This window comes from Arthrobacter sp. JZ12, assembly GCF_035189165.1.
Classification (GTDB): Bacteria; Actinomycetota; Actinomycetes; order Actinomycetales; family Micrococcaceae; genus Arthrobacter_D.
Genome location: NZ_CP045246.1, coordinates 996,784 through 1,016,899, shown reverse-complemented (window position 1 = coordinate 1,016,899; position 20,116 = coordinate 996,784). Strand labels below are relative to the sequence as shown.

15 protein-coding genes are annotated in these 20,116 nt (G+C 66.6%); 5 read left to right on the top strand and 10 right to left on the bottom strand.

Translation table 11 applies throughout. From position 1 onward, the window contains the following. Positions 1-8 precede the first annotated feature (8 nt). The 6 genes from GC088_RS04805 to GC088_RS04780 form a co-directional block, all read right to left on the bottom strand. Positions 9-2,117: a heavy metal translocating P-type ATPase gene (locus GC088_RS04805; protein WP_416377498.1), complete on the bottom strand. Its 2,109-nt coding sequence runs from the start codon at positions 2,115-2,117 to the stop codon at positions 9-11. Between the two features lie 49 nt (positions 2,118-2,166). Continuing rightward, positions 2,167-2,490: a heavy-metal-associated domain-containing protein gene (locus tag GC088_RS04800; RefSeq protein ID WP_323960975.1), complete on the bottom strand. Its 324-nt coding sequence runs from the start codon at positions 2,488-2,490 to the stop codon at positions 2,167-2,169. Positions 2,491-2,836: 346 nt separating this feature from the next. After that, on the bottom strand, positions 2,837-5,530 hold the full coding sequence (locus GC088_RS04795; protein ID WP_323960973.1) for a LuxR C-terminal-related transcriptional regulator: 2,694 nt from the start codon (positions 5,528-5,530) through the stop codon (positions 2,837-2,839). A gap of 6 nt (positions 5,531-5,536) precedes the next feature. Continuing rightward, positions 5,537-8,164 carry a helix-turn-helix transcriptional regulator gene (locus GC088_RS04790; protein WP_323960972.1) on the bottom strand — a complete coding sequence of 876 codons (2,628 nt, stop codon included), beginning with the start codon at positions 8,162-8,164 and terminating at the stop codon, positions 5,537-5,539. 459 nt (positions 8,165-8,623) lie between these two features. Further along, entirely contained in the window at positions 8,624-9,211 is a 588-nt protein-coding gene (gene pth, locus GC088_RS04785; protein ID WP_323960971.1) for an aminoacyl-tRNA hydrolase, read from the bottom strand. Positions 9,212-9,232: 21 nt separating this feature from the next. Next, positions 9,233-9,883 (bottom strand): 50S ribosomal protein L25/general stress protein Ctc, encoded by a 651-nt coding sequence (locus GC088_RS04780; RefSeq protein ID WP_323960969.1) that lies wholly within the window; start codon positions 9,881-9,883, stop codon positions 9,233-9,235. 253 nt (positions 9,884-10,136) lie between these two features. Between GC088_RS04780 and GC088_RS04775 the strand changes: the two genes are divergently transcribed. The 5 genes from GC088_RS04775 to GC088_RS04755 all read left to right on the top strand — a co-directional run bounded on the left by GC088_RS04775 (position 10,137) and on the right by GC088_RS04755 (position 14,793). After that, on the top strand, positions 10,137-11,036 hold the full coding sequence (locus tag GC088_RS04775; protein WP_323960967.1) for an ABC transporter ATP-binding protein: 900 nt from the start codon (positions 10,137-10,139) through the stop codon (positions 11,034-11,036). Continuing rightward, entirely contained in the window at positions 11,036-12,655 is a 1,620-nt protein-coding gene (locus GC088_RS04770; protein ID WP_323960965.1) for an ABC transporter permease, read from the top strand. The genes GC088_RS04775 and GC088_RS04770 overlap by 1 nt, the downstream gene beginning before the upstream one ends. A 46-nt stretch (positions 12,656-12,701) precedes the next feature. Then, the gene (locus GC088_RS04765; protein WP_323960963.1) at positions 12,702-13,919 is read left to right on the top strand and encodes a glycosyltransferase; all 1,218 of its coding nucleotides are present in this window, start codon (positions 12,702-12,704) and stop codon (positions 13,917-13,919) included. Between the two features lie 170 nt (positions 13,920-14,089). Further along, positions 14,090-14,593, top strand: coding sequence for a sigma factor (locus GC088_RS04760; protein ID WP_323960962.1), 504 nt, complete (start codon positions 14,090-14,092; stop codon positions 14,591-14,593). Then, positions 14,590-14,793 carry a hypothetical protein gene (locus GC088_RS04755; RefSeq protein WP_323960960.1) on the top strand — a complete coding sequence of 68 codons (204 nt, stop codon included), beginning with the start codon at positions 14,590-14,592 and terminating at the stop codon, positions 14,791-14,793. The genes GC088_RS04760 and GC088_RS04755 overlap by 4 nt, the downstream gene beginning before the upstream one ends. A 55-nt stretch (positions 14,794-14,848) precedes the next feature. Here the strand turns inward: GC088_RS04755 and GC088_RS04750 are convergent, their stop codons facing one another. The 4 genes from GC088_RS04750 to GC088_RS04735 form a co-directional block, all read right to left on the bottom strand. Continuing rightward, positions 14,849-16,657, bottom strand: coding sequence for an APC family permease (locus GC088_RS04750; RefSeq protein ID WP_323961937.1), 1,809 nt, complete (start codon positions 16,655-16,657; stop codon positions 14,849-14,851). A gap of 198 nt (positions 16,658-16,855) precedes the next feature. Further along, a complete protein-coding gene (locus GC088_RS04745) occupies positions 16,856-17,530 on the bottom strand; it encodes a response regulator (protein ID WP_323960958.1) in 675 nt (224 codons plus the stop codon). Then, complete coding sequence (locus tag GC088_RS04740; RefSeq protein WP_323960957.1) at positions 17,527-18,963, bottom strand: sensor histidine kinase; 1,437 nt, start codon at positions 18,961-18,963, stop codon at positions 17,527-17,529. Before GC088_RS04740 ends, GC088_RS04745 begins: the two co-directional genes overlap by 4 nt. Next, a complete protein-coding gene (locus tag GC088_RS04735; protein ID WP_323961935.1) occupies positions 18,954-19,973 on the bottom strand; it encodes a magnesium and cobalt transport protein CorA in 1,020 nt (339 codons plus the stop codon). The genes GC088_RS04740 and GC088_RS04735 overlap by 10 nt, the downstream gene beginning before the upstream one ends. Between the last annotated feature and the right edge of the window lie 143 nt (positions 19,974-20,116).

Here is a 20,116-nt window from a genome sequence, read left to right as displayed (position 1 = left end):
GGTAGGGGTCAAATACGTTCTGGACTGAGGTCGATCCGCCGCAGCAGCTGCGCGTTCAGCGCTACCACGATGGTCGACACGCTCATCAGCACCGCCCCGACCGCCGGGGAGAGCACAAACCCGGCGAACGCCAGCACGCCGGCAGCGAGCGGAACCGCGAGCAGGTTGTACCCGGTGGCCCAGATGAGGTTCTGGATCATCTTCCGGTAGCTGGCGCGGGACAGGTCGATCATGGCCAGCACGGAGCGCGGATCGTTTCCGGCAAGCACGACGCCGGCACTTTCCATTGCCACGTCGGTTCCGGCGCCAATCGCGATCCCCACTTCGGCCCGGGCGAGCGCAGGGGCGTCGTTCACGCCGTCGCCCACCATCGCGACCTTGAGGCCGCGGGACTGCAGCTCGGTCACCTTGGAGTCCTTGTCCTGCGGCAGGACGTCGGCGAAGACCTCGTCGATCCCCAGCTCGGCACCGACGGCGTCGGCAACCTGACGGGCGTCACCGGTGATCATGGCCACCTTGACCCCGCGGGACTGCAGGGCGCGGACGGCGGCACGGGACTCGTCCCGCACACGGTCCTCGAGCCGGACTGCGCCGATGACGTTCCCGTCGCGGACCACGTGCAGCACCGAGGCGCCGCGGCCGATCCACTCCTGCACAGTTCCGGCTATCTCCGCCGGCGTCTCCAGGGAGAGTTCCCTGAGCATGTTCGGGCCGCCGACCGCAACGTCGGAGCCGTTGACGCTGGCCCGAACTCCGCGCCCGGTCATCGACGTGAAACCGGTCCCCCGGTAGCCAAGCCGGGGTGCTTCGTCGTGGTCCGCCGCGGCCTGGACGATGGCGCGTGCCACCGGGTGCTCGCTGTCCGACTCGACGGCGGCAGCCAGCGCCAGCAGCTCGGCCTCGCCCACCCCGTCCACACTTGCGACGGCGGTGACGGCATGGCGGCCCTCGGTCAGCGTTCCGGTCTTGTCGAAGAGCACGACGTCGACGGTGCGCATCCGCTCCAGCGCCATGCGGTTCTTGATCAGCACGCCGGCCTTCGCAGCGCGCTCGGTGGAGATGGCAATCACCAGCGGAATCGCGAGGCCAAGCGCGTGGGGGCAGGCGATCACCAGGACCGTGACGGTGCGGATCACTGCGTCGTCGGGGCTGCCCAGGAGCAGCCACGCGATGAAGGTGAGGATGCCGGCGAAGAGGGCGAAGTAGAACAGCAGCGCCGCGGCCCGGTCGGCCAGCGCCTGAGCTTTCGACGACGACGCCTGGGCTTCGGCCACCAGCCGCTGGATACCCGCAAGCGTGGTGTCGGACCCCACGGCGGTGACCTGGACCCGCACAGCGTTGTCGGTCGCGACGGTGCCCGCGACCACGGTCTCACCGACCGCGCGGGACACCGTGCGGGATTCACCGGTGATCATCGACTCGTCGAACTCGGCCGCGCCGTCCACAATGCTGCCGTCGGCGGGCACGCGGGCACCCGACCGGACCAGGACAACATCGCCGGGAGCCAGCGAGGCAACGGGAACGGTTACGACGCCGTCGTCCGTCACCTTGTCTGCCTCGTCTGGAAGGAGCGCGGCGAGCGCGTCTAGGGCGCCGGCTGCGGAGCCGAGGGCCCTCATTTCCATCCAGTGGCCCAGCAGCATGATCACGATCAGCAGTGCAAGTTCCCACCAGAAGTCGAGGTTGAAATTCCTGATTCCGAGGGTGGTGATCCAGGAGGCGAGGAACGCCACGCTGATCGCCATCGCGATCAGCAGCATCATCCCCGGCTGACGGGACTTCAGCTCGGCAAACCCGCCCTTGAGGAACGGCGTCCCGCCATAGACAAAGATGACGGTGCCGAGGATCGGCGAGATCCACATCGCGCCGGGGAATTCGGGCACGGTGTACCCGATGATCTCGGCGAACATGTGGCTGAAGAGGACCACCGGAACGGTCAGTGCAAGACTGATCCAGAACCGGTTCTTGAACATGGCAGTGCTGTGCCCGGCGTGCTGGCCGTGCGTGTGGACTTCATGGTCAGCGTCCATATGGTCGGCCTGTACGTCATGGCCGCTGTGCTGACTGTGCTGACTGTGCTGGTGGGTGTCCAGGGCGGAGGTTTGTTCGTGTTTCATCAGAGTCTCCTTCGGTCGGACGGGACGCGAGTCCCGGACCCTTGGAAAGTCAGTTGTTCTGAAGCTGGTAGCCCGCACCTTCAACCGCGGCACGGATGGCTGCGGCAGGAACAGGCTGGCTGCTGTGGACGGTCACTGTGGACGTGCCGTCCTTGACCAGGTCGATCGCGACGTCGGTGACGTCGTCGAGCGCGTTGACCGCGGACGATACGCGCGCGGCGCAGGAACCACAGTTAAGGCCGGTGACGCCATATGAGGCGGCGAGACCATCAGCAGCGGGAGTGACAGGCGCGGCGGCGCTGGTTGCGCAGCAACCGCAGCCGGAGGACGACTTGTCGGTGACGCTCAGCTCAAAGGAAGGGGTAGCGGACACTGGAATCTCCAAAGGATTGACGGCTATTCGGCAGATGCGGCCGCTGGTGGTCAATTGCCGCCGGCAGGCGCCGCATCAAGTGACCTTCAAGGAGTATGCGGCCCGTCAGGGCTCGGACTTCCTGTCTCCGGTACCTTCGAAGGTATACCCCCTAGGGGTATGTGTCAAGCTCAAAAAAATTCCGCTGAAGAGCGGAGTGGAAGGAGCCGGCGACGGCTGGGGACGAGCCTTAGTCTGGGGAAGGCATCGACGTCGCCGGCTCCACGTTGATAACTCTAGGATCGGCGCAAGACCCAAACACGAGTAGTGAGTACCCGATTTTCGGTTACGGATAGGACACGGGTACTTACTCGGTACTTGCTGATTCAGCACCTGGAAGTTCCTCCCGGCGCGTGATGCCGAGCTTGGCGAAAATCCGGTACAGATGGCCCTCGACGGTGCGGACGGAGACGCCCTGAGCCTCGGCGATCTCCTTGTTGGTATAGCCCTGTCCGGCCAGCCTCGCGATGTCGGTCTCACGCTGCGTGAGCTTGGAGGTGGAGCGCACGGCGGAGAACTGGGGGCTCTGCAGCCCCTCCAGTTGCCCGATCACAACATTGAGGCGTTGCTGCAGTGTCCGCGACTTGTGTTCCTCGCCGCGCTGCGAGAAGTACTTTACCGCCTTGCCCAGGCATTCGGCCGAGACCAGGAGGTAGCCGTTCAGGTGCGCGAACTCCCCTGCCTCGACCAGGGCTTCCGGATCCCTGCGCAGCGCCGCCTTCGCCATGGCGTTCATGACGGCGCCTTCCGGCCCCTCGTAGTCCTCGGTGAGCCGCGCCAGCGCTTCGAAGCACCGCTCGTCGCCCAGCCGGGCGGACAGTTCAAGTGCGACGACGGCGAGCACCTTCATCCCATCTGCCTCTGCCTGCTTCGCCAGGACCTGCAGTTCCTCGATGCTCCGCCCAGCACCCTGGAAAAGCGCGCGGGCGCCGATGATGTGAATCTTTCCAAGCAGTTGACCCTGGCGGGTGCCCAGCGCGGCGACTTCCTCGAACTCATGCGAGTAGGCGCGGGCGCGCGCGGTGTCCCCCACCATGGCGCACGCAAATGCCGCCAGCCCCAGTGCCATCGCCATGAGCTGGTTGGAATCGCCCTCCCGCAGCCCCTCAACTCCGAGGATCAAAGCGGTGCGGGCACTCTTCATCAACCCCTTGCGCAGGGCGATCAGGCCCTCAGCCATCTCCTGCACGCCGGTGAAAGCGGCACCGCTGGACTGTTCGCGAACCATGCCGTCCAGCAGTTCCTCAATCTCGTCCCAGCAGCCGGCGTGCGCCAGCGACACGAAGTGCCGGGTGAGGACGAACTCCGCGTGCGGCACGTACTTGGTGCCGTTCGCCCAGATGATCTGCAGGGCCTCACCGGTGGCGCGCGCTCCCTCCAACCCCTTGCCCGTGGATCCCAGGGACTCCCCGAGCAGGGCGAGCGCCCCGAGCCGCACCTCCTCGGTGCAGTACTTGTCCGCCAGAATTTCACGCAACTGTGTCTCCGCTTCGAGGAATCGTCCCTCGTAGTTCAGCGCGAAGCACTCGAGGATCCGTTGCCCGTTGCGCGAGATGGCAATGCCGGCTGCCAGTGCGTCGTCCTCCGCGCCGGTCTTGTTCGCCGCGATGCGGTCAGTGATTGCTGCCCACCGTACGGCGTCGGCCCGCATCATCTGGGGAGCGTTCATTTCCCGGATCCGAAGCGCGAGGGACAACAGGGTCACCTCCTTGGCCAGGGTGAAGCTGTTGCACTGATCGAGCACCTCGTCCACTATCTCCCGCGCGTAGCCCAGGTTGCCGCGCACCAGCTGGGCGCGAGCGATCTCGGCGAGCGCGCGTCCGCGCAGCTCGGGCGTGTGAACGGCGCGGGCGGCACGAAGTGCGAATTCGGCGTCGTGCAGGCGGTTGGCCACCACAGCCGCGCGCAGGAGGGTCTTGTCATCCGGCGGCAGGCCGCAGTCCAAACCCCACGCGACGAACCGCAGGAACCCGTCCGCGGAACTGGACTCCTGGTCGAAAACGTCCAGCACCTTCCGCCGGATCGTAAGGCTGCGTCCGGCCGGCACGTCCTGGCGGATCACCTCGCCGTACAGCGGGTGGCTCAGGCTCACCATCTGCTCGCGCCCGCCGGCGATCACGATCATGCGGTCTTCATGCAGGTCTGTCACAGCCTGCCGGTCGGTGCACTGAACCAGTGCTTCCAGCGGCATGGGTTCGGCGAGGGCAAGGGTTTCCAGCACGTTCAGTTCCTCGTCCGGCCTGCGGCGGAATCGGGCCTTGATGAGGTCAACCAGCCTGGTGTCCAAGGGCGGCGGCGCGCCCATCAGGCGCCACACGCCATTGCGCAGTGCGAGGTAGCCGGACCGCCTGCCTTGGCGGAGCAGGGCCAGCAGGAACATCGGGTTTCCGCCGGACGTCTGAGCCAGCGTGCTGCTCACGCTGGTCAGCACATCATCACCGAGTTCCCGGACGCACAGCTCATGCACCTCGGACACGGTCAGCGGCCGGATCATGTAGCGGCGCAGCAGGCCGTCCTGGTGCATTGCGCCGAACTCCGACATGGGCCCGGGCGTCGTGCGGGACAGTGCCAGCAGGCGGGCACGGCGCCCGGTCACCAGTTGGGAGAGGAGGATGCTGGTGCTGTCGTCCAGCTCGTGGCTGTCGTCCACCAGGAAGAGCGGTGTCCGCTTTCCACCGTTCCCGCTCGACTCCAGGTGCGACATGATGCTGCGGTATACGGCCACGGAGGAACCGACGTCGTTAATCGACAGGGAGTGCAGGTAGGGCGAAAGAGCGCCGAACGGCACCTTCTTGAGGGATGGGCTGGCGGCGACCGGTAGCACGGACACGTCGCCGTCGAGCCTTTTTGCGACAGCGCGCGCCAGCGCCGTCTTGCCGACGCCGGCCTCCCCCACCAGCAGCGCGCCAAGGAACTGCGACCCGCGCAGCGCACCGACTATCTCCTCAATCAGGTCTTCCCGGCCTACAAGATCCTGCCCACCCTCAGAATGTTCAGCCATCTTCAGCTACTCAAGAAGAAGTGCCAGCTGGCTACGCGAGGAGACCCCAAGCTTGTTGTAGAGACGGTAGACATGGCCTTCGATCGTGCGTACGGAGACGCACATGATGTCGGCGATGTCGCGGTTGGTGCGGCCCTTAGCCACAAGTACGGCGATACTGCGCTCGCGCTCGGTGAGGGAGTCAAGTGCACCCCGGCGCCCTGCGACACCAGGAGCCCCCACCTCACGAAGCACCTTCTCGGCACCGTTGATGGTCGCCTGATCGTTGCCCTCCTGCGCAACCTGCGCTGCGAGGCGGGCCGCGTCCGCCGCGAGCCGGCAGTTGCCCAAATCCGACGCCTTCTGCGCCGCGAGCAACAGCTGGTGCGTATCGCGGGAGGCAATGCCCTTCCCATACAGGGCGCATACCTCCGCAAACGGTCCCTGCGCGGCCAAAGCGGAAGAAAACAGCCGATCCGCTGCAGACTCCACTCCAAGCTGAACGGCCTGGCACAGGAACAACAACTCGTGCCCGTGGTTGCCCATGGCACGATCCTCATCGGCGAGCTCCAGCATGCGTTCGCCAACCTCGACCGGCGCCTTCACCGCGAGCAATGCCAGCGTCGCAAAGTACTGCAGTGCGCGATAGGTGTGCCAGGAGAGCCGCTCGGGCCGGTGTTCGGAGCGCTCCAGGTGCTCCTGCGCCGCATGCGCCTCACCTGCCAGGGCGTAGGCGTAGGCCGTCACGGCCTCAGCGATGGGCAACGTGTGCTGCCTGTCGCGCACCCTCATCTGGCTCAACGCGGGAAGTAGCTTGTCGAGGGCTTCAGACCCGCGCCCCCCATAGGCCAGTAGGCACCCTTCGGCGAATTCGGAGGCGGATCCGTCGTAGGCGGACTCCTTCCCATGGCGTGCCGGTGAAGCTGCCATTTCGAGGCACTCAGCCCAGCGTCCGGACAGCACCATGATCTTGAACAGTCGCGCGATGGCCGCTTCGTGCAGAAGCGAATCCGAGGTGGTGTCCATCAACCGGGACAGGACGGTGGAAGCCAGCCGGACGGCGTCGTCCTGGCGGCCGGTCATGGCGAGCGCCTCCGCGAGCCAGCCCAGCAGGGCCTGGCTGTGGCCGTCGCCCGTGTGATCGGTGATCAGCGAACCGAACTCCTCAAGAAGCTCGGCGTAGCGCCCGTTGTGGACGGCAAGTTCGGCGGCGAGTTCGTCAGAGTCATGCACCAGGTCGGCGACGTCGGCGCTGCTTCCCTCCTCCTGCAGCCGTTCACGGACCTGGGCGAGCAACGGCTCGGCGTCCGCGTACCTGATTGGGCTCTTCATCAGCAGCCTGCACTGCAGCAGCCGGATCTCAACCCAGTCCTCGAGAATCGGGGCGGTGTGTGTCTGGAGGAACTGATCCAGGACGGTGAGCCCGCCGGTGACGTCGCCCTCCTCCCCCAGCGCCTTCGCCTCCTCGATTACCGCCGGTGCAAGCGAGGAGTAGTTGTGGATGGACCGGATGAACCGCAGCGCGAGCGCTCCCTGGCGGTGCCGGTTAGCCAGACAGGCGGCGTTAATCATTTTCCCGGCGGGCAACTCCGCTCCGGTGTCCAGGCACCACGCTGCGAAGGTCATACGCGCGAGCGGAGGAATCTCCCATTCGCGGGCTTCGGCGGCCAGTGCGCGCATCAGTTCGCGACCCCGGCCCAGCGGCACCTGGGTGCGCACCACTTCACTGACCAATCCGTTGGTGATGCGAACCACCGGCGAGTCCCGCTGGTCAATGGAGATGACCTGGCGGTCCTGCAGCGTATCTACGGCCGATGACGGCACGAACCTCAAGAGGAGATCAAGCGGGATCGCTCCAACCACCGAAATCAGTTCGAGGGTCTCCCGCTGCTCGGTAGGCAACCGGCGGACGCGCGCCATGACCCAGTCGGTCATGGACCGGCGCGTCTTCGGTGCGGACATCGGCTTGGCCACCCAGACGCCGTCGCGCTCCTGCATCTCGCCGGTGTCCACCTGCTCGCGGGTAAGGGCCTGCAGGAAGAGCGGGTTGCCACCGGTGGTGTGCCACATGCTGGCGGCAGCGGCTCTGGAAACCGGCGCGTTCAGCGCACGGGAGAGCAACTCCGTTGTGGCCGCCAGGTCCAGCGGTGCCAGGTCGATCCGGTTCAGGAAACCGTCTTTCCAGAGGTCGCCGAACTCCTCCGGAGAGGAATCGATCGTCTGGCAGATGCCGATGAGCTTGACGGCGCCGACCCGCACCAGGTGGGCAAGAGCCATGGAAGAGGAGGAATCCAGTTCCTCGAGGTTGTCGGCAAGGATCAGGGTCCTGCGCCCGTCCTCCCTGCGCTGGTACAACTCCTGAAGGCCCCTGAGCAGCATGAGCGGGTTGTCAACGATCGCGTCATCGAGATCGCTGAGGACAAAGCTCAGGGCGCCGTAGGGCATCTTCGAGGCAAGCGCGGATCCGCGGACGTACACCAGCTCATAGGTGTCTTCGAGCTCACGCGCAATGCTCTGGGCCAGCGCCGTCTTGCCGACGCCCGACTGCCCGGTGAGGATCACCCCACAGCAGTCGCCGTCCTGCAGCGCTTCCCGAATATCTTCAATTTCGCTGTCCCGGCCGATCAACGGCCATTCCCCATGGACGTTCAGCATGATGGCATTCCGACGCTCGGGAACACTCGGCCTGGTGGCCGATCCTTCTTCAACCTCGGTGCCAACAGGTCATCGTTCGCACCGGACATCACAAAAAATTTCATCAGTCCGCCCCAACACTCCGTGCGCTAGGCCACAAGACTACGCCCGAACGGGTGCTGACTGAACCCCAATTTCTCCGCTGTTACGAGCAAGAAAATTGAAGAACGCGCGTCCCCGTTGAAGTGTCCAGATAATAAGGTAGCTGATTGTCCACCGTATTGAGAAGGGGGTTGCAGCCCGGATTCGGCCGGTTCACAGCTGAAAACTAAGCACGAAAGGTGTCGGCAGCAGGGCACGAAAAAGGGGCCGACGTTGGGATGGGGGTGGCCCAGTCTCAGAGGCCGCCCAACGTCGACCCCCGCTTTCGGGGCCGTAAGGCCGTGCAGCCCTGTTACGGACTGCGCAATAAGTTTACCGCTATTTGCCGGCAGAGTGAAACTTTTGCTGTGCCGGAACCAGCCCTTCCAGCACCACGCTTTCGACGGCGTCGGCCGCCTCTTCGAGGAGGATCGGCAGGTCCTTCTTCTCGGTGGTGCTGAAGTCCCGCAGCACGTGGTCGGCGGCGTCCTGCCGGCCGGGCGGGCGACCCACACCCACGCGAACGCGCAGGTAGTCCTTGGTGCCCAGGGCCTTGCTGATGTCGCGCAGGCCGTTGTGCCCGCCTTCTCCCCCGCCGATCTTCAGCTTGATCGTGTTGAAGGGGATGTCGATCTCGTCGTGCACGGCAACAACATGGTCGGGCTCGATGCCGTAGAACTTCGCCAACTGGGACACGGGCCCGCCGGTGAGGTTCATGTAGGTGAGCGGCTTGGCCAGGACCAGCCGCGGTCCGCCTATTCCAAGGCGGCCTTCGAGTACGACGGCGTTCGCCTTGGAGCGTCCGAACTTGCCTCCCAGCCGCGCGGCCAGGACGTCGAGGACCATCTGGCCCACGTTGTGGCGGTTGCCGGCATAGCCGGGCCCGGGGTTACCGAGCCCGGCTATGAGCCAGGTGTTGTCAGCCATAAATGCTTCCGACAGGGAGGATTAGTCCTCGACTACCTCGGGAGCAACGTCGCCGGTTGCTTCCTCAGCGGTAGCTTCGCCGCCGTCGGAGTCAACAGTGGTCTCGCCCTCGGCTGCTTCCTCGCCGAGGTCGGCGACTACCGGAGCGGTGACGTTGACGATCACGGTCTCGGCGTCGGTCAGCAGGGTGACGCCGTTGGGGAGCTTGATGTCGGAGGCGTGGACGTGCTCGCCGACCTTGTGGCCCTCGATGTTCACGGTGAGGGACTCGGGCAGGTGGGTTGCCTCGGCCTCGACGGTGACGGTGGGCTGCTCGAGGTTGGTGACAACGCCGGCTTCGGGCTCGCCCTCGACGTGGATGTTGACGTCAACCTGGACCTTCTCGCCGCGCTGAACGGTCAGGAGGTCGATGTGCTCGACGATCTGCTTGATGGGGTTGCGCTGGATGTCCTTGGCGAGCGCCAGGTGGGATTCGCCGTCGAGGTCGATGCTCAGCAGGGCGTTGGCCTGGCGGACTGCCAGGGTGGTTGCCTTTGCGGGGAGCAGGACGTGGATGGGGTCTGCACCGTGGCCGTAGATGACGGCGGGAATCTTGTTGGCGCGGCGTGCCTGGCGGGCAGCGCCCTTGCCGAAGTCAGTGCGCAGTTCTGCGGCGAGCTTCTGCTCGGACATGATGTCTCCTGAAGAGTTGAGGATGTTCCGGACGTACCGGGCGAAAAGCAACGAAGCCCAGCATCATCCCCCTGCGCAGATGTGCGCGATCAGGAAAGCCGCCAGCCACCGTCGATAACGGAACAGGCCCTGAAAACTCAGAGCGGGCTGTTCCCTCGCCTAGGCATCAACAGTCAATCCTACAGCATGCTTACAGCACCCAATCACGCGGGAGTACCCTGTGGCATGGAACGTCCTGAGGAGCGCAGCGCCGATGAACGCAGCAGCAGACCTTGTTATTGAAGTCCGGGGGCTGGGCAAGAACTTCGGCCGCACCCGGGCACTCGACGGCCTTGACCTGACAGTGCGGCGCGGAGAAGTTCACGGTTTCCTGGGACCCAACGGGGCGGGCAAGTCCACCACGCTGAGAGTCCTTCTGGGACTCATCCGCCCGGACTCCGGCACCGCTCGGGTCTTCGGACTGGACCCGTGGTCAGACCCAGTGGGAGTCCACCGCAACCTCGCCTACGTTCCCGGCGACGTGAGCCTGTGGCCGAATCTCTCAGGCGGGGAGATCATCGACCTCCTCACCGGGCTGCGGGGCGGCGCCGATGAGCAGCTGCGCCGCGGCCTCATCGATGAGTTCGAGTTCGACCCGCGCAAGAAGGCCCGCACCTACTCCAAGGGCAACCGGCAGAAGGTGGCGCTGATTGCCGCGTTCGCGCGCCCGGCCCGCCTCTATGTGCTGGATGAGCCGAGCGGCGGCCTCGACCCGCTTATGGATGCGGCCTTCCGCCGCCAGATCGAGCGCGTCAGCCGCGACGGCGCCACGGTCCTGCTCTCCAGCCACATATTGAGCGAGGTGGAACAGCTGTGTGACCGGGTGACCATCATCCGCGCGGGAACGGCGGTGGAGTCGGGCACTCTGGGCGAGCTCCGGCATTTGCAGCGCACGCACTTCCGGGTGACCGGCTTGACTGACCCTTCCCGCCTGTCCGCCTTGCCCGGCGTCCACGCCGTCACCGTGGGCGACGGCGCGGTGGAGTTCGACGTCGACCCCTCCGACCTCGCCTCCGTTCTGGCCGGCATCGCCGAGCCGGGAGTCAGCAGCGTGTCGGTTGCGCCGCCGTCGTTGGAGTCGCTGTTCCTTCGCCACTACAGCGAGGTCGCGTGATGTCCGGGGCGTTCCGGCTCGTCCGCTTCATGGCCCGGCGGGACCGGGTGACGCTGCCGATCTGGATCGCCGGCATCGCGCTGCTCACCTTCGTGACTTCCACGGCTGTGGGCACGCAGTTCGGGGACGAGGAGTCGCGGGCGGCGATCGTCCGGTTGGCGGCGGCGAACCCGGCCTTCCTTTTTCTCCGCGGCCTGCCCGACGGCGTCAGCGTCGGCGCCGTCGTGTTCTTCCAGGGGTTCGCGTTCACTGCTGTCCTGGCGGGCCTGATGAGCACATTCCTGGTGGTCCGGCACACGCGCGCGGACGAAGAGCTGGGGCGTGCTGAACTTGTCGGCGCGGTTCCGCTCCCCCGGGCGGCGTCGCTCGCCGCGACCCTGGTGCTGGGCATCGCGGCAAACCTGCTGCTCACCGTCCTTGTGGCCGTCGCTTTTCTCGCTAGCGGGCTGCCGGCGGGCGGGTCCGTCGCCGCGGGCGCCGCCGTCGGAACCGTGGGAATCTTCTTCACGGCGGTTGCCGCCGTCGCGGCCCAGCTCATGCCCACGGGCAGGAGCGCCAACGGCATCTCGGCGGGCCTGGTCGGCGCGGCTTACGCGGTCCGCGGGATGGGCGACGCGCTCGGCACCGCCTCCGCCGACCTGCTGTCCGTGACCAGCGCCTGGCCGTCGCTCCTGTCGCCGATTGGTTGGGGGCAGCGGGTGCGCCCGTTCACCAGCCCTGACCCGGCCATGCTGCTGGTCCCCCTCGTTGCCGCGGTTGCGCTGGGAGCAGTGGCAGTACTGGTACGACGACGGCGCGACCTCGGTGCCAGCCTGCTGCCCCAGCGCGTGGGCAGGGAGCGGGCCGGTGTGGGTGGAGCCTCCATCGTGGCGCTTGCGTGGCGGCTGCAGCGCTCCGCCGTCGTCGGCTGGTGCATTGGTGCTGCGGCGCTTGGTGCCGTTGCGGGCGCGCTGGGGCCTGCGGTGTCGGAGGCCATCTCGAGTGCGGCGCCGCTGCGGGAGCTCATCGGCCGGCTGGTGCCGGGAGGGCAGGCCGGGCTGGTCGATATCTATGTGACGGCGCTGTTCGGCATCGCGTCCATCTTTGCGGCGGCTGCGGGCATTCAGGGGGTCCTTCGCATGCGATCCGAGGAGGCGGAGGGCCGGGCCGAACTCCTCCTCTCGGTTCCCGCATCCCGCACCCGCTGGTTCGGCGCTAACCTGCTCACGGCCACTGTTTCCGCGGCCCTGGTGTCGGGAACGGCAGGCATCGCCGCCGCAATTGGGCTGAGCTTGTCCGGCAGTGCCGACGGGCCGAACTGGTCGCTGGTTCCGGCGGCGTTGGCGTACGTGCCGGCCGCGCTGGTGTTTCTTGCCGTGGCTACGTTGGCTTTTGCCCTTTTCCCAAGGGTCAGCATCGTGTTGAGTTGGGGGATGCTCGCGGTTGGGGTTGTCCTCGGAGAATTCGGGGAGCTGCTTGGCCTGCCGGCGTGGCTGCAGGACGCCAGCCCGTTCCGGCACTCGTCAGCCATGCCGGTTGAGGCTTTCGACGGGGCCAGCGCACTGGGCCTGATCACCGTGGCCGTCGCCGGGACCGCGTTAGCGGCCTTCTTCCTGCGCCGGCGTGACCTGAGTGCGTGATGCCCGACATGCCGATTTCTGATCGATCTAGGGAACGGAGCACCTCATGAAGATCCTGTTGCTGACCGCCGGTACGCGCGGCGATGTGGAACCGTTTCTTGCGCTGGCGCGCGCCGCGGTCGCCCGTGGCCATTCGGTGCGGACGGCCATCCCGGACAACTCGGGGGTCGACGTCGGCGGCCTGGACACGGTCAGCCTGCGGATGGATCTCGCTCAGTTCATCAGCGAGCACGGCGTGTCACCCGGCATGGCGGCGAAAGAATTCCGCACCGCCATCCGGCCGGCGATGAGCCAACTCCTGTCCGCTGCCGTGGAACACATTGTGGAGTTCGCTCCGGACGTTGTGGTCTACCACCCAAAGGTCCTCAGCGCTCCGATCGCGGCTCAGCGGTTGGGCATCCCGTCGGTGCTGGTGGAGACGATTCCGTCCTTCACCGCCACCCGCGAGTTCCCGGCGCCTTTCATCAGCAGGGCCAGCCTCGGTCCGCTGAACCGGATGACCTACCGCTTCGCGGACGTTGCCACACTGATGTTCCGGCGCGAACTGGACCAGGCGGTGAAGGACCTCCCGCCCGCCCCGCGAACTAAACCGCGCCCGGACGCGACAATGATCCCGATTAGCCCCCAGCTGCTTCCCCGCCCCGTGGATTGGCCCGACTCCGTTCACCTCACGGGCCACTGGAGCACTCACCCGCCGGCTGGAGAGGAGGCGGCTGACAGTGCTGAAAATGATCAGGAACTCCTCGACTTCCTGGACGGCGGTGACTTTGCCTACGCCGGGTTCGGTTCGATGAAGGCGGGTGACCCGCGCGCGTTGGGCACGGCGATTGTGGAAGCGGCCCGCCGGAACGGGCTGAGGGTGGTGGCGGCCACCGGCTGGGGCGGCATCGACGTCCCGCCCAATCTCAGGAGCCACGACGTCCTGGTGCGTGAGTCGGTGGACCACAGCCTGGTCCTGCCGCGGGCTGCCGCAGCGATCCACCACGGGGGCGCCGGCACCACGCACGCCGTGGTCAGGGCCGGCGTCCCGTCGGTGGTGGTTCCGTTCATCGCGGACCAGCCGTTCTGGGGATATCTCCTGCACCAGCGCGACCTCGGTCCCGAGCCCGTCCCCTACCGCAAGGCCACGACCGCCCGGCTCGCCCACGCCCTGGCGCACATCGGGCGGTACCGGGAGCAGGCGGCCCACACGGGATCGCACATGCGCAGGGAAAATGGGACCGCCGTCGCACTGGATGTCCTGGAAAGCCTTGCAAGGTCATAGGCAGCGGAACCCGTGGACTCCGATTCCAAAGATCACCGAATAGTAACGATCAGCTAGCTTAGTTTCAGTTTGGGATGTATTCGTGGGAAAGTCGGGATCGGGGCAACACCACAGGGCGCGATTCGCGCGGCCGGAATGACTCGGAGAACGCACAGCGTGATACGTCCGCTATGAACCAAAAGCACTTGCAGTCCGCTGCGGACCAGTCAGAATCGCTGGTCGCGTTGGTTCAAGGCACGGCACATGGAGACCGGAACTCGTTCGCCGAGTTGTACCGGCGCACCGCCCACAGGGTGCACGGGCTGACCCTGCACCTCCTTGTGGATCGAAAAGTCAGCGAGGACACAACCCTGGAAGTGTTCCAGACAGTCTGGGAACGAGCCGCTACCTTCGACCCGGCCTCCGATTCTCCGATGACGTGGCTCATGTCGATCACGCATCGTGCCGCTGCGCACAGACTTCGTACCGGCAACAGGCCCGTCGAACATTCGGAGCCGGCGTGCCTTGACCAGCTCACTGGATTGCAGCGCGAAGCACTCAGCCTGACCTTCTCCGAGTGTCTCACCTGCGGACAGGCTGCCAAACGCCTGCACGTACCCCAGCCCGTGATCAGGGCCAGCGTTCGGTCCGGCCTGCAGCAACTCAAGAACACCTTGCCGAAGGGGGAATCATGACGGCGCAACCGAGCGACGGAACCGACTACCTGGCGAATCTCGAAGCAGCGCGGGCGCAGATGGCCGCGACAGTGCTCGAGATTCGGGCCCGGTACGAGCGGGAGGACGCCAACCTGATCGGTCAGAGGCTGCTCAGTGCAGCCGTCCGGGATCTAGAGGACATCGACCTGAAACTGGACCAGGTGCGCCGCGCCCTCTGAATTCTGGAGTGTCGGCCTGAAAGCCGCACCCCTCCTGCTCTTCATTGGTGAGGGATCAGCCGACGTGGACCCAGGGCCTCCGGGAGACGTCCGGCTCGGCCTCTCGCAGCACCTCGCGGGTGACCGGGGCGATCTCGCCCTCCCCGATCACCAGGAACTTGAACAGGTTGGCCAACGGATCGCCCTCGGTCCAGCGGAAGTACACGTGCGGCATGAGTCCGGTGATGTCGCGGATGTGCAGCATCACCGCAGCGATGGTGTTGGGCACGTTCGAGCTGTGCACCTCGAGGATCCGGAATCCGTGGCGGGTGATGCCGCGGACCTGCAGGTGGGTCTCGAACTCGGATGAGTCGTCCACGATGACCTCGATGAACAACGGGTCGTCGCTCGGAGTGAGGTGGCTGACGCTGCAGGTGTGCTGCAGCTTCCTGCGGTACGCCGCGGCGCTCAGCCGTTCGGGCTCGTGCGCGATCAGCGTGATCTCGCGGCCTGCCTCCACCCGGAGGAACGCGAGCGCCTCCTCGTCCAGCGTGATGGTGGCAGCACGCAGTTCGAACGCCCGCCGCGCACGGGACGCGAAGGACACCACCACAATGCCGAGGATAAAGAGCGCGGCGATCCCGGCGCCGTCGGGCCTGTCCCAGACGTTCGCCAGCGTGGTCCACACCAGGATCAGCGACACCAACCCGAAACCCACGACGGCGCGGTACCGGCCGCGCCGCCGCGCGGACAGGATCACAGCCACCGACGCGGACGTGATCAGCACCAGCACGCCGGTGGCGTAGGCACCGCCCTGGGCGTCGACGTCGGCCTTGAAGGCCACGGTGACAACCGCGGCGACGGCGGTGAACACCAGCACCATGGGCCGGGTGGCCCGCGACCAGGCTGGAGCCATCCCGTACCGCGGCAGGTAGCGCGGCACGAGGTTGAGGAGGCCGGTCATGGCCGAGGCGCCGGCGAACCAGAGGATGGCGATGGTGCTGATGTCGTAGAGCGTGCCGAACCCTTCGCCGAGGTATTCGTGCGCCAGGTACGCGAGCGCGCGGCCCTGCGCCTCACCGCCCTCCTCGAATTCCGACGCCGGGATCAGCAGCGTGGTCACGAAGCTCGAGGCGATCAGGAACCCGCTCATGATCAGCGCCGCGAGGGTCAGCAGCTTCTGGGTGCCGGCGATGCGGCCTTCGGGCCGCTCCTCGGTATCGAACGGGCCGTCCTTGATTTGGGGCATGACCACCACGCCGGTCTCGAACCCGGAGAGGCCCAGCGCCAGCCGTGGGAAGACCAGCAGGGCAATCCCGATCATGGCCAGCGGGTTGCTGTGCTGCGCGGTGAGGACGGCCCACCAGTCGTCGATCGGTTGCGGCTCGATCGCGACCTGGCCGGCTGCCGCAACAATCACCACCAGGTTGAGGGCCAGGAACACTGCCACTATGACGACGGCGATGCCGATCGCCTCCCGGAACCCCCGCAGGAAGACGACGGCGAGGAGCAGCAGGAACACCAGCGTCACCGGCACTTCCTGTCCGTGCAGCCACGACGGGGCGAACGGGTTTTCGATGAGGTGGGCGGTCGCGTCGGCCGCGGAGAGGGTCATGGTGATGGTGAAGCTCGTGGCGGCGAAGCCCAGGAGCGCCAGGACAAAGATCTTGCCCTTCCACCTCGGCAGGAGCTTCTCCAGCATCGCGATGGAACCCTCACCGTGCGGGCTCTCCCGGGCAACGCGCTTGTAGACCGGGAGCGCACCGAACAGGGTAACGGCCACGAGGATGAGGGTGGCGATCGGGGCGAGGGCACCCGCGGCAGCGGCGGCGATCGCCGGCTGGTAGCCGAGGGTGGAGAAGTAGTCGACGCCGGTCAGGCACATCACCCTCCACCACGGCTGCTTGCCGTGCTGGGGGCCGCGTTGCGGGTGCGGGTGGCGTTGGTTCTCGTCGTCGAGCAGCCAGTGCCCAAAACGGCGGGCTGGGCGGGACGAAACGAGATGGTCGATGGTTGCGCTCACGGCTCGAATGTAGAGCCGCCCGAGCAGCCGAAATGCGTTCCTTAACGGAACCTTTACGGGTCAGGGTTCAAACCTGTAACCCATGCCACTTTCGGTGATGAAGTGTCGCGGCTGGGCGGGGTCCGGTTCGAGCTTGCGCCGGATCTGGTTGAGGTAGACGCGCAGGTACTGCACTTCCCGCGCGTACGCCGGTCCCCAGACGTCGAGCAGCAGCTGCTGCTGCCCCACCAGCTGTCCGGGCTTGCGGACCAGCAGCTCCACGATCTTCCATTCGGTGGGCGTCAGCCGCACCTGCTCCCCGTCGCGCTCGGCCTTTCGAGCCGAGAGGTCCAGCGTGAAGCTGTCCGTGCTCACCACAGGTGTGCCGGGGGTTCCCACGGACCGGCGCTCCGCCGCCCGTAGGCGAGCCAGCAGTTCCTCCAGGCCGAACGGTTTCGTTACATAGTCGTCCGCGCCGGCGTCGAGCGCTTCCACCTTGTCCTCGGGGCCGTGGCGGGCGGAGAGCACCAGGATCGGCACCTGTGTCCAGGCGCGAAGCCGGGTGATGACCTCCACGCCGTCCAGGTCGGGCAGGCCCAGGTCGAGGATCACCAGGTCCGGACGATGCTCGGACGCGGCTGCGAGCGCGGCCGCACCGTCGGCGGCAGGGATCGGACGGTAGCCGTGGGTGCGCAGGTTGATCTGCAGGGCGCGCAGCAGCTGCGTTTCGTCGTCGACAATCAGGACGGTGGTCACTCCCACACCCCCGTGGACAGCGGCAGCCGCACCACCAGGGTGAGTCCGCCGCCGGGTGTCGGCTCGGCGAGCAGTTCCCCGCCCATCACCTCGGTGAAACCGCGTGCGACGGCGAGGCCCAGTCCCAGCCCGGTGGCCTGCGTGTCGTCCAGCCGCTGGAACGGCTGGAACATGCGTACGACGGCGTCCTGCCCAACTCCCCGCCCATGGTCGCGGACACGCAGCTCGCTCGCGGGATGGTCGCCAACGGTGCCGGACACGTGGGCGCTGATTTCGACGTCGGACTCCCCCGCATACTTCAGCGCATTCTCCGCAATGTTGGCGATCACCCGCTCCAGCATCCCGAAGTCCGCGTGCACGGGCGGCGTGTTGGCCTCGAGCAGGATCCGGACGTTTTCCGCCGGCATACCCTTCAGCGCCGCATCGACCACGTCGCTCCAGTGCACCGGACCGAGGTGGGGGGTCACTGCATCGCCGGTGAGCCGGGACATGTCCAGGAGGTTGTCGATCAGGGAAGCCAGCCTGTCCGCGGACGTTTCGATGGTGGCCAGCAGCTCCGCCTCCTCCTCGGGCGTGAACTGCACCCCCTGCTGCCGCAGGCTGGTGACCGCGAGCTTGATCGTGGCCAGTGGAGTCCGCAGGTCGTGGGAGACGGCCCGCAGGATGGCGGTCCGCATGACGTTCCCCTCGGCTAGCCGGCGGTTCTCCTCGCTGCTGGCGATCAGCTGCTGCCGCTGGCGCAGGGCGGCGAGCTGCGATCCGAACGCCACAAGCAGCCGCTGCTCCCGCGCGCTGAGCGCGTGGCCGGACAGCACCAGCTTCAGCCCGCCGGGAACCAGAGTGCCGGCTTCGCTGTCGACTGCGGGAACGGACGACGAAGGCCCCTCCGACGCGAGCAGCGTCCACCGATCGGTGGAGCGGGGGTCGTCGTCGAGCGCGTACAGCGCGGCGCCGTCCATCCCGAAGTGGGTGCGCACGTGGTGGAGGAAGCCCTGCAGAGTGTCCTCGGCCGCGAGCACGCCGCGGGCTAGTTCGCCCAGCGTCGCAGCGTCGGCGGAGGCGATGGCAGCTTCGCGGGAGCGACGCGCCGCCAGGCCCACTACCAGGGACACCGCTACTCCAACGGCCACGAAGATCAGGACCGTGAGCACGTTCTCCGGGTGGGCGATCTCGAGGGACCCGAACGGCTCTGTGGAGAAGTAGATGAGAATCAGGCTGCTCCACAGTGCGGCAAGCAGCGCCGGCCACAGGCCCCCGACCAGGGCAACTGCCACCACGCCCGCCAACTGCACGAGCACGTCGGAGGCGAGAAATCCGCTGCCGGCAGCGAACATGACCCACTCCAGCAGCGGCGGCAGCACCAGGGCCAGCGCGAAACCGGTGAGCGTTCGCACCCGGCCCAGCGGCCCCTCGTCCCACGGAATCAGAGCCACTTGAGCCGCTTGAACGTCAGGTAAAGCGTGATCCCCATGGCCACCATGAGTCCCAAGGCAAAGGGATAACCGTATGCCCAGTCCAGCTCGGGCATGTGTTCAAAGTTCATGCCGTACACCGTCCCGACCAGCGTCGGAGCGAACAGTATGGCCGCCCAGGAGGATATCTTCTTGACCTCTTCGTTCTGGGCGAAGCTGGCTTCGGTGAGGTGGCGCATTTCCTCGTTCTGCTGCTGTCCAACCAGGGCCGCGTTGACGGTGAGCGCGTTCTGCAGGAGCGCGCGGAACCCGTCCACGCGTTCGACGACGCGCAGCACGTGGTCATGGACGTCGCGCAGGCGGCGCTGCAGTTCCAGATCCAGTGCGTACTTGTCGGATCCGCGCAGCAGGGCTTCGAGCATCCCGCGCAACGGATGGGTGGCCCGCTGGAAGGCGATGACCTCCCGGGAGAGTTCGTAGATCCGGCGGGTGACGTCCGGAGTGGAGGACCCGAACAGCTCGTCCTCGATCTCGTCAATGTCGTTCTCGAGCCCGGCGGCGACCGGTTCATAGCGGTCCACCACCTCGTCCAGGATGGCGTAGAGAACGGCCTGGGGTCCCAGGGTGAGCAACTCCGGTTCGTTCTCGAGTCGGCGCCGCACCCGGGCAAGATCCGGAGACTCGGCGTGGCGGACGGTCACGGCGAAGTCCGGGCCAACGAAGATGTGGAGCTCGCCGAACTCGACCTTCTCGACGTCGTCCAGGTAGCGGGCCGGACGCAGCACCGTGAAGAGGGTGTCCCCGTACCGTTCGAGCTTGGCCCGCTGGTGCCCGTGGAGCGCATCCTCGACGGCAAGCTCGTGCAGACCGAACTCGCTGGCCACGGAGTGGAGTTCCTCCGTCTCCGGTCGGTACAGCCCAATCCACGCCATGCCGCCGCGGTCGCGCATTACCTCATATGTCTCGTCCAGGTTCCGAGGGTTGTCGGTCCTGTGGCCGTTGACGTAAACGGCGTTGTCCACCATGGTCATGGGCGAAACCTCCCACTTGGGAACGGGCATTGGAAGCAGCACACCGCCCGCGGCGGAGCGGCAAAGCCCAGCCGAGGCCGCGGAGGGCTCCGCTTACTTTACGACGGCGGACGCCCCCTCGGTTGCAGTCCCGCGCCGAGGCC

Excerpts from the sequence above, each read along its gene's own strand:
- GC088_RS04805 (WP_416377498.1), bottom strand. The coding sequence starts at position 2,117 with ATGAAACACGAACAAACCTCCGCCCTGGACACCCACCAGCACAGTCAG.
- GC088_RS04795 (WP_323960973.1), bottom strand. The coding sequence starts at position 5,530 with ATGGCTGAACATTCTGAGGGTGGGCAGGATCTTGTAGGCCGGGAAGAC.
- GC088_RS04790 (WP_323960972.1), bottom strand. The coding sequence starts at position 8,164 with ATGCTGAACGTCCATGGGGAATGGCCGTTGATCGGCCGGGACAGCGAA.
- pth (WP_323960971.1), bottom strand. The coding sequence starts at position 9,211 with ATGGCTGACAACACCTGGCTCATAGCCGGGCTCGGTAACCCCGGGCCC.
- GC088_RS04780 (WP_323960969.1), bottom strand. The coding sequence starts at position 9,883 with ATGTCCGAGCAGAAGCTCGCCGCAGAACTGCGCACTGACTTCGGCAAG.
- GC088_RS04775 (WP_323960967.1), top strand. The coding sequence starts at position 10,137 with ATGAACGCAGCAGCAGACCTTGTTATTGAAGTCCGGGGGCTGGGCAAG.
- GC088_RS04770 (WP_323960965.1), top strand. The coding sequence starts at position 11,036 with ATGTCCGGGGCGTTCCGGCTCGTCCGCTTCATGGCCCGGCGGGACCGG.
- GC088_RS04765 (WP_323960963.1), top strand. The coding sequence starts at position 12,702 with ATGAAGATCCTGTTGCTGACCGCCGGTACGCGCGGCGATGTGGAACCG.
- GC088_RS04760 (WP_323960962.1), top strand. The coding sequence starts at position 14,090 with ATGAACCAAAAGCACTTGCAGTCCGCTGCGGACCAGTCAGAATCGCTG.
- GC088_RS04755 (WP_323960960.1), top strand. The coding sequence starts at position 14,590 with ATGACGGCGCAACCGAGCGACGGAACCGACTACCTGGCGAATCTCGAA.
- GC088_RS04750 (WP_323961937.1), bottom strand. The coding sequence starts at position 16,657 with ATGTGCCTGACCGGCGTCGACTACTTCTCCACCCTCGGCTACCAGCCG.
- GC088_RS04735 (WP_323961935.1), bottom strand. The coding sequence starts at position 19,973 with ATGACCATGGTGGACAACGCCGTTTACGTCAACGGCCACAGGACCGAC.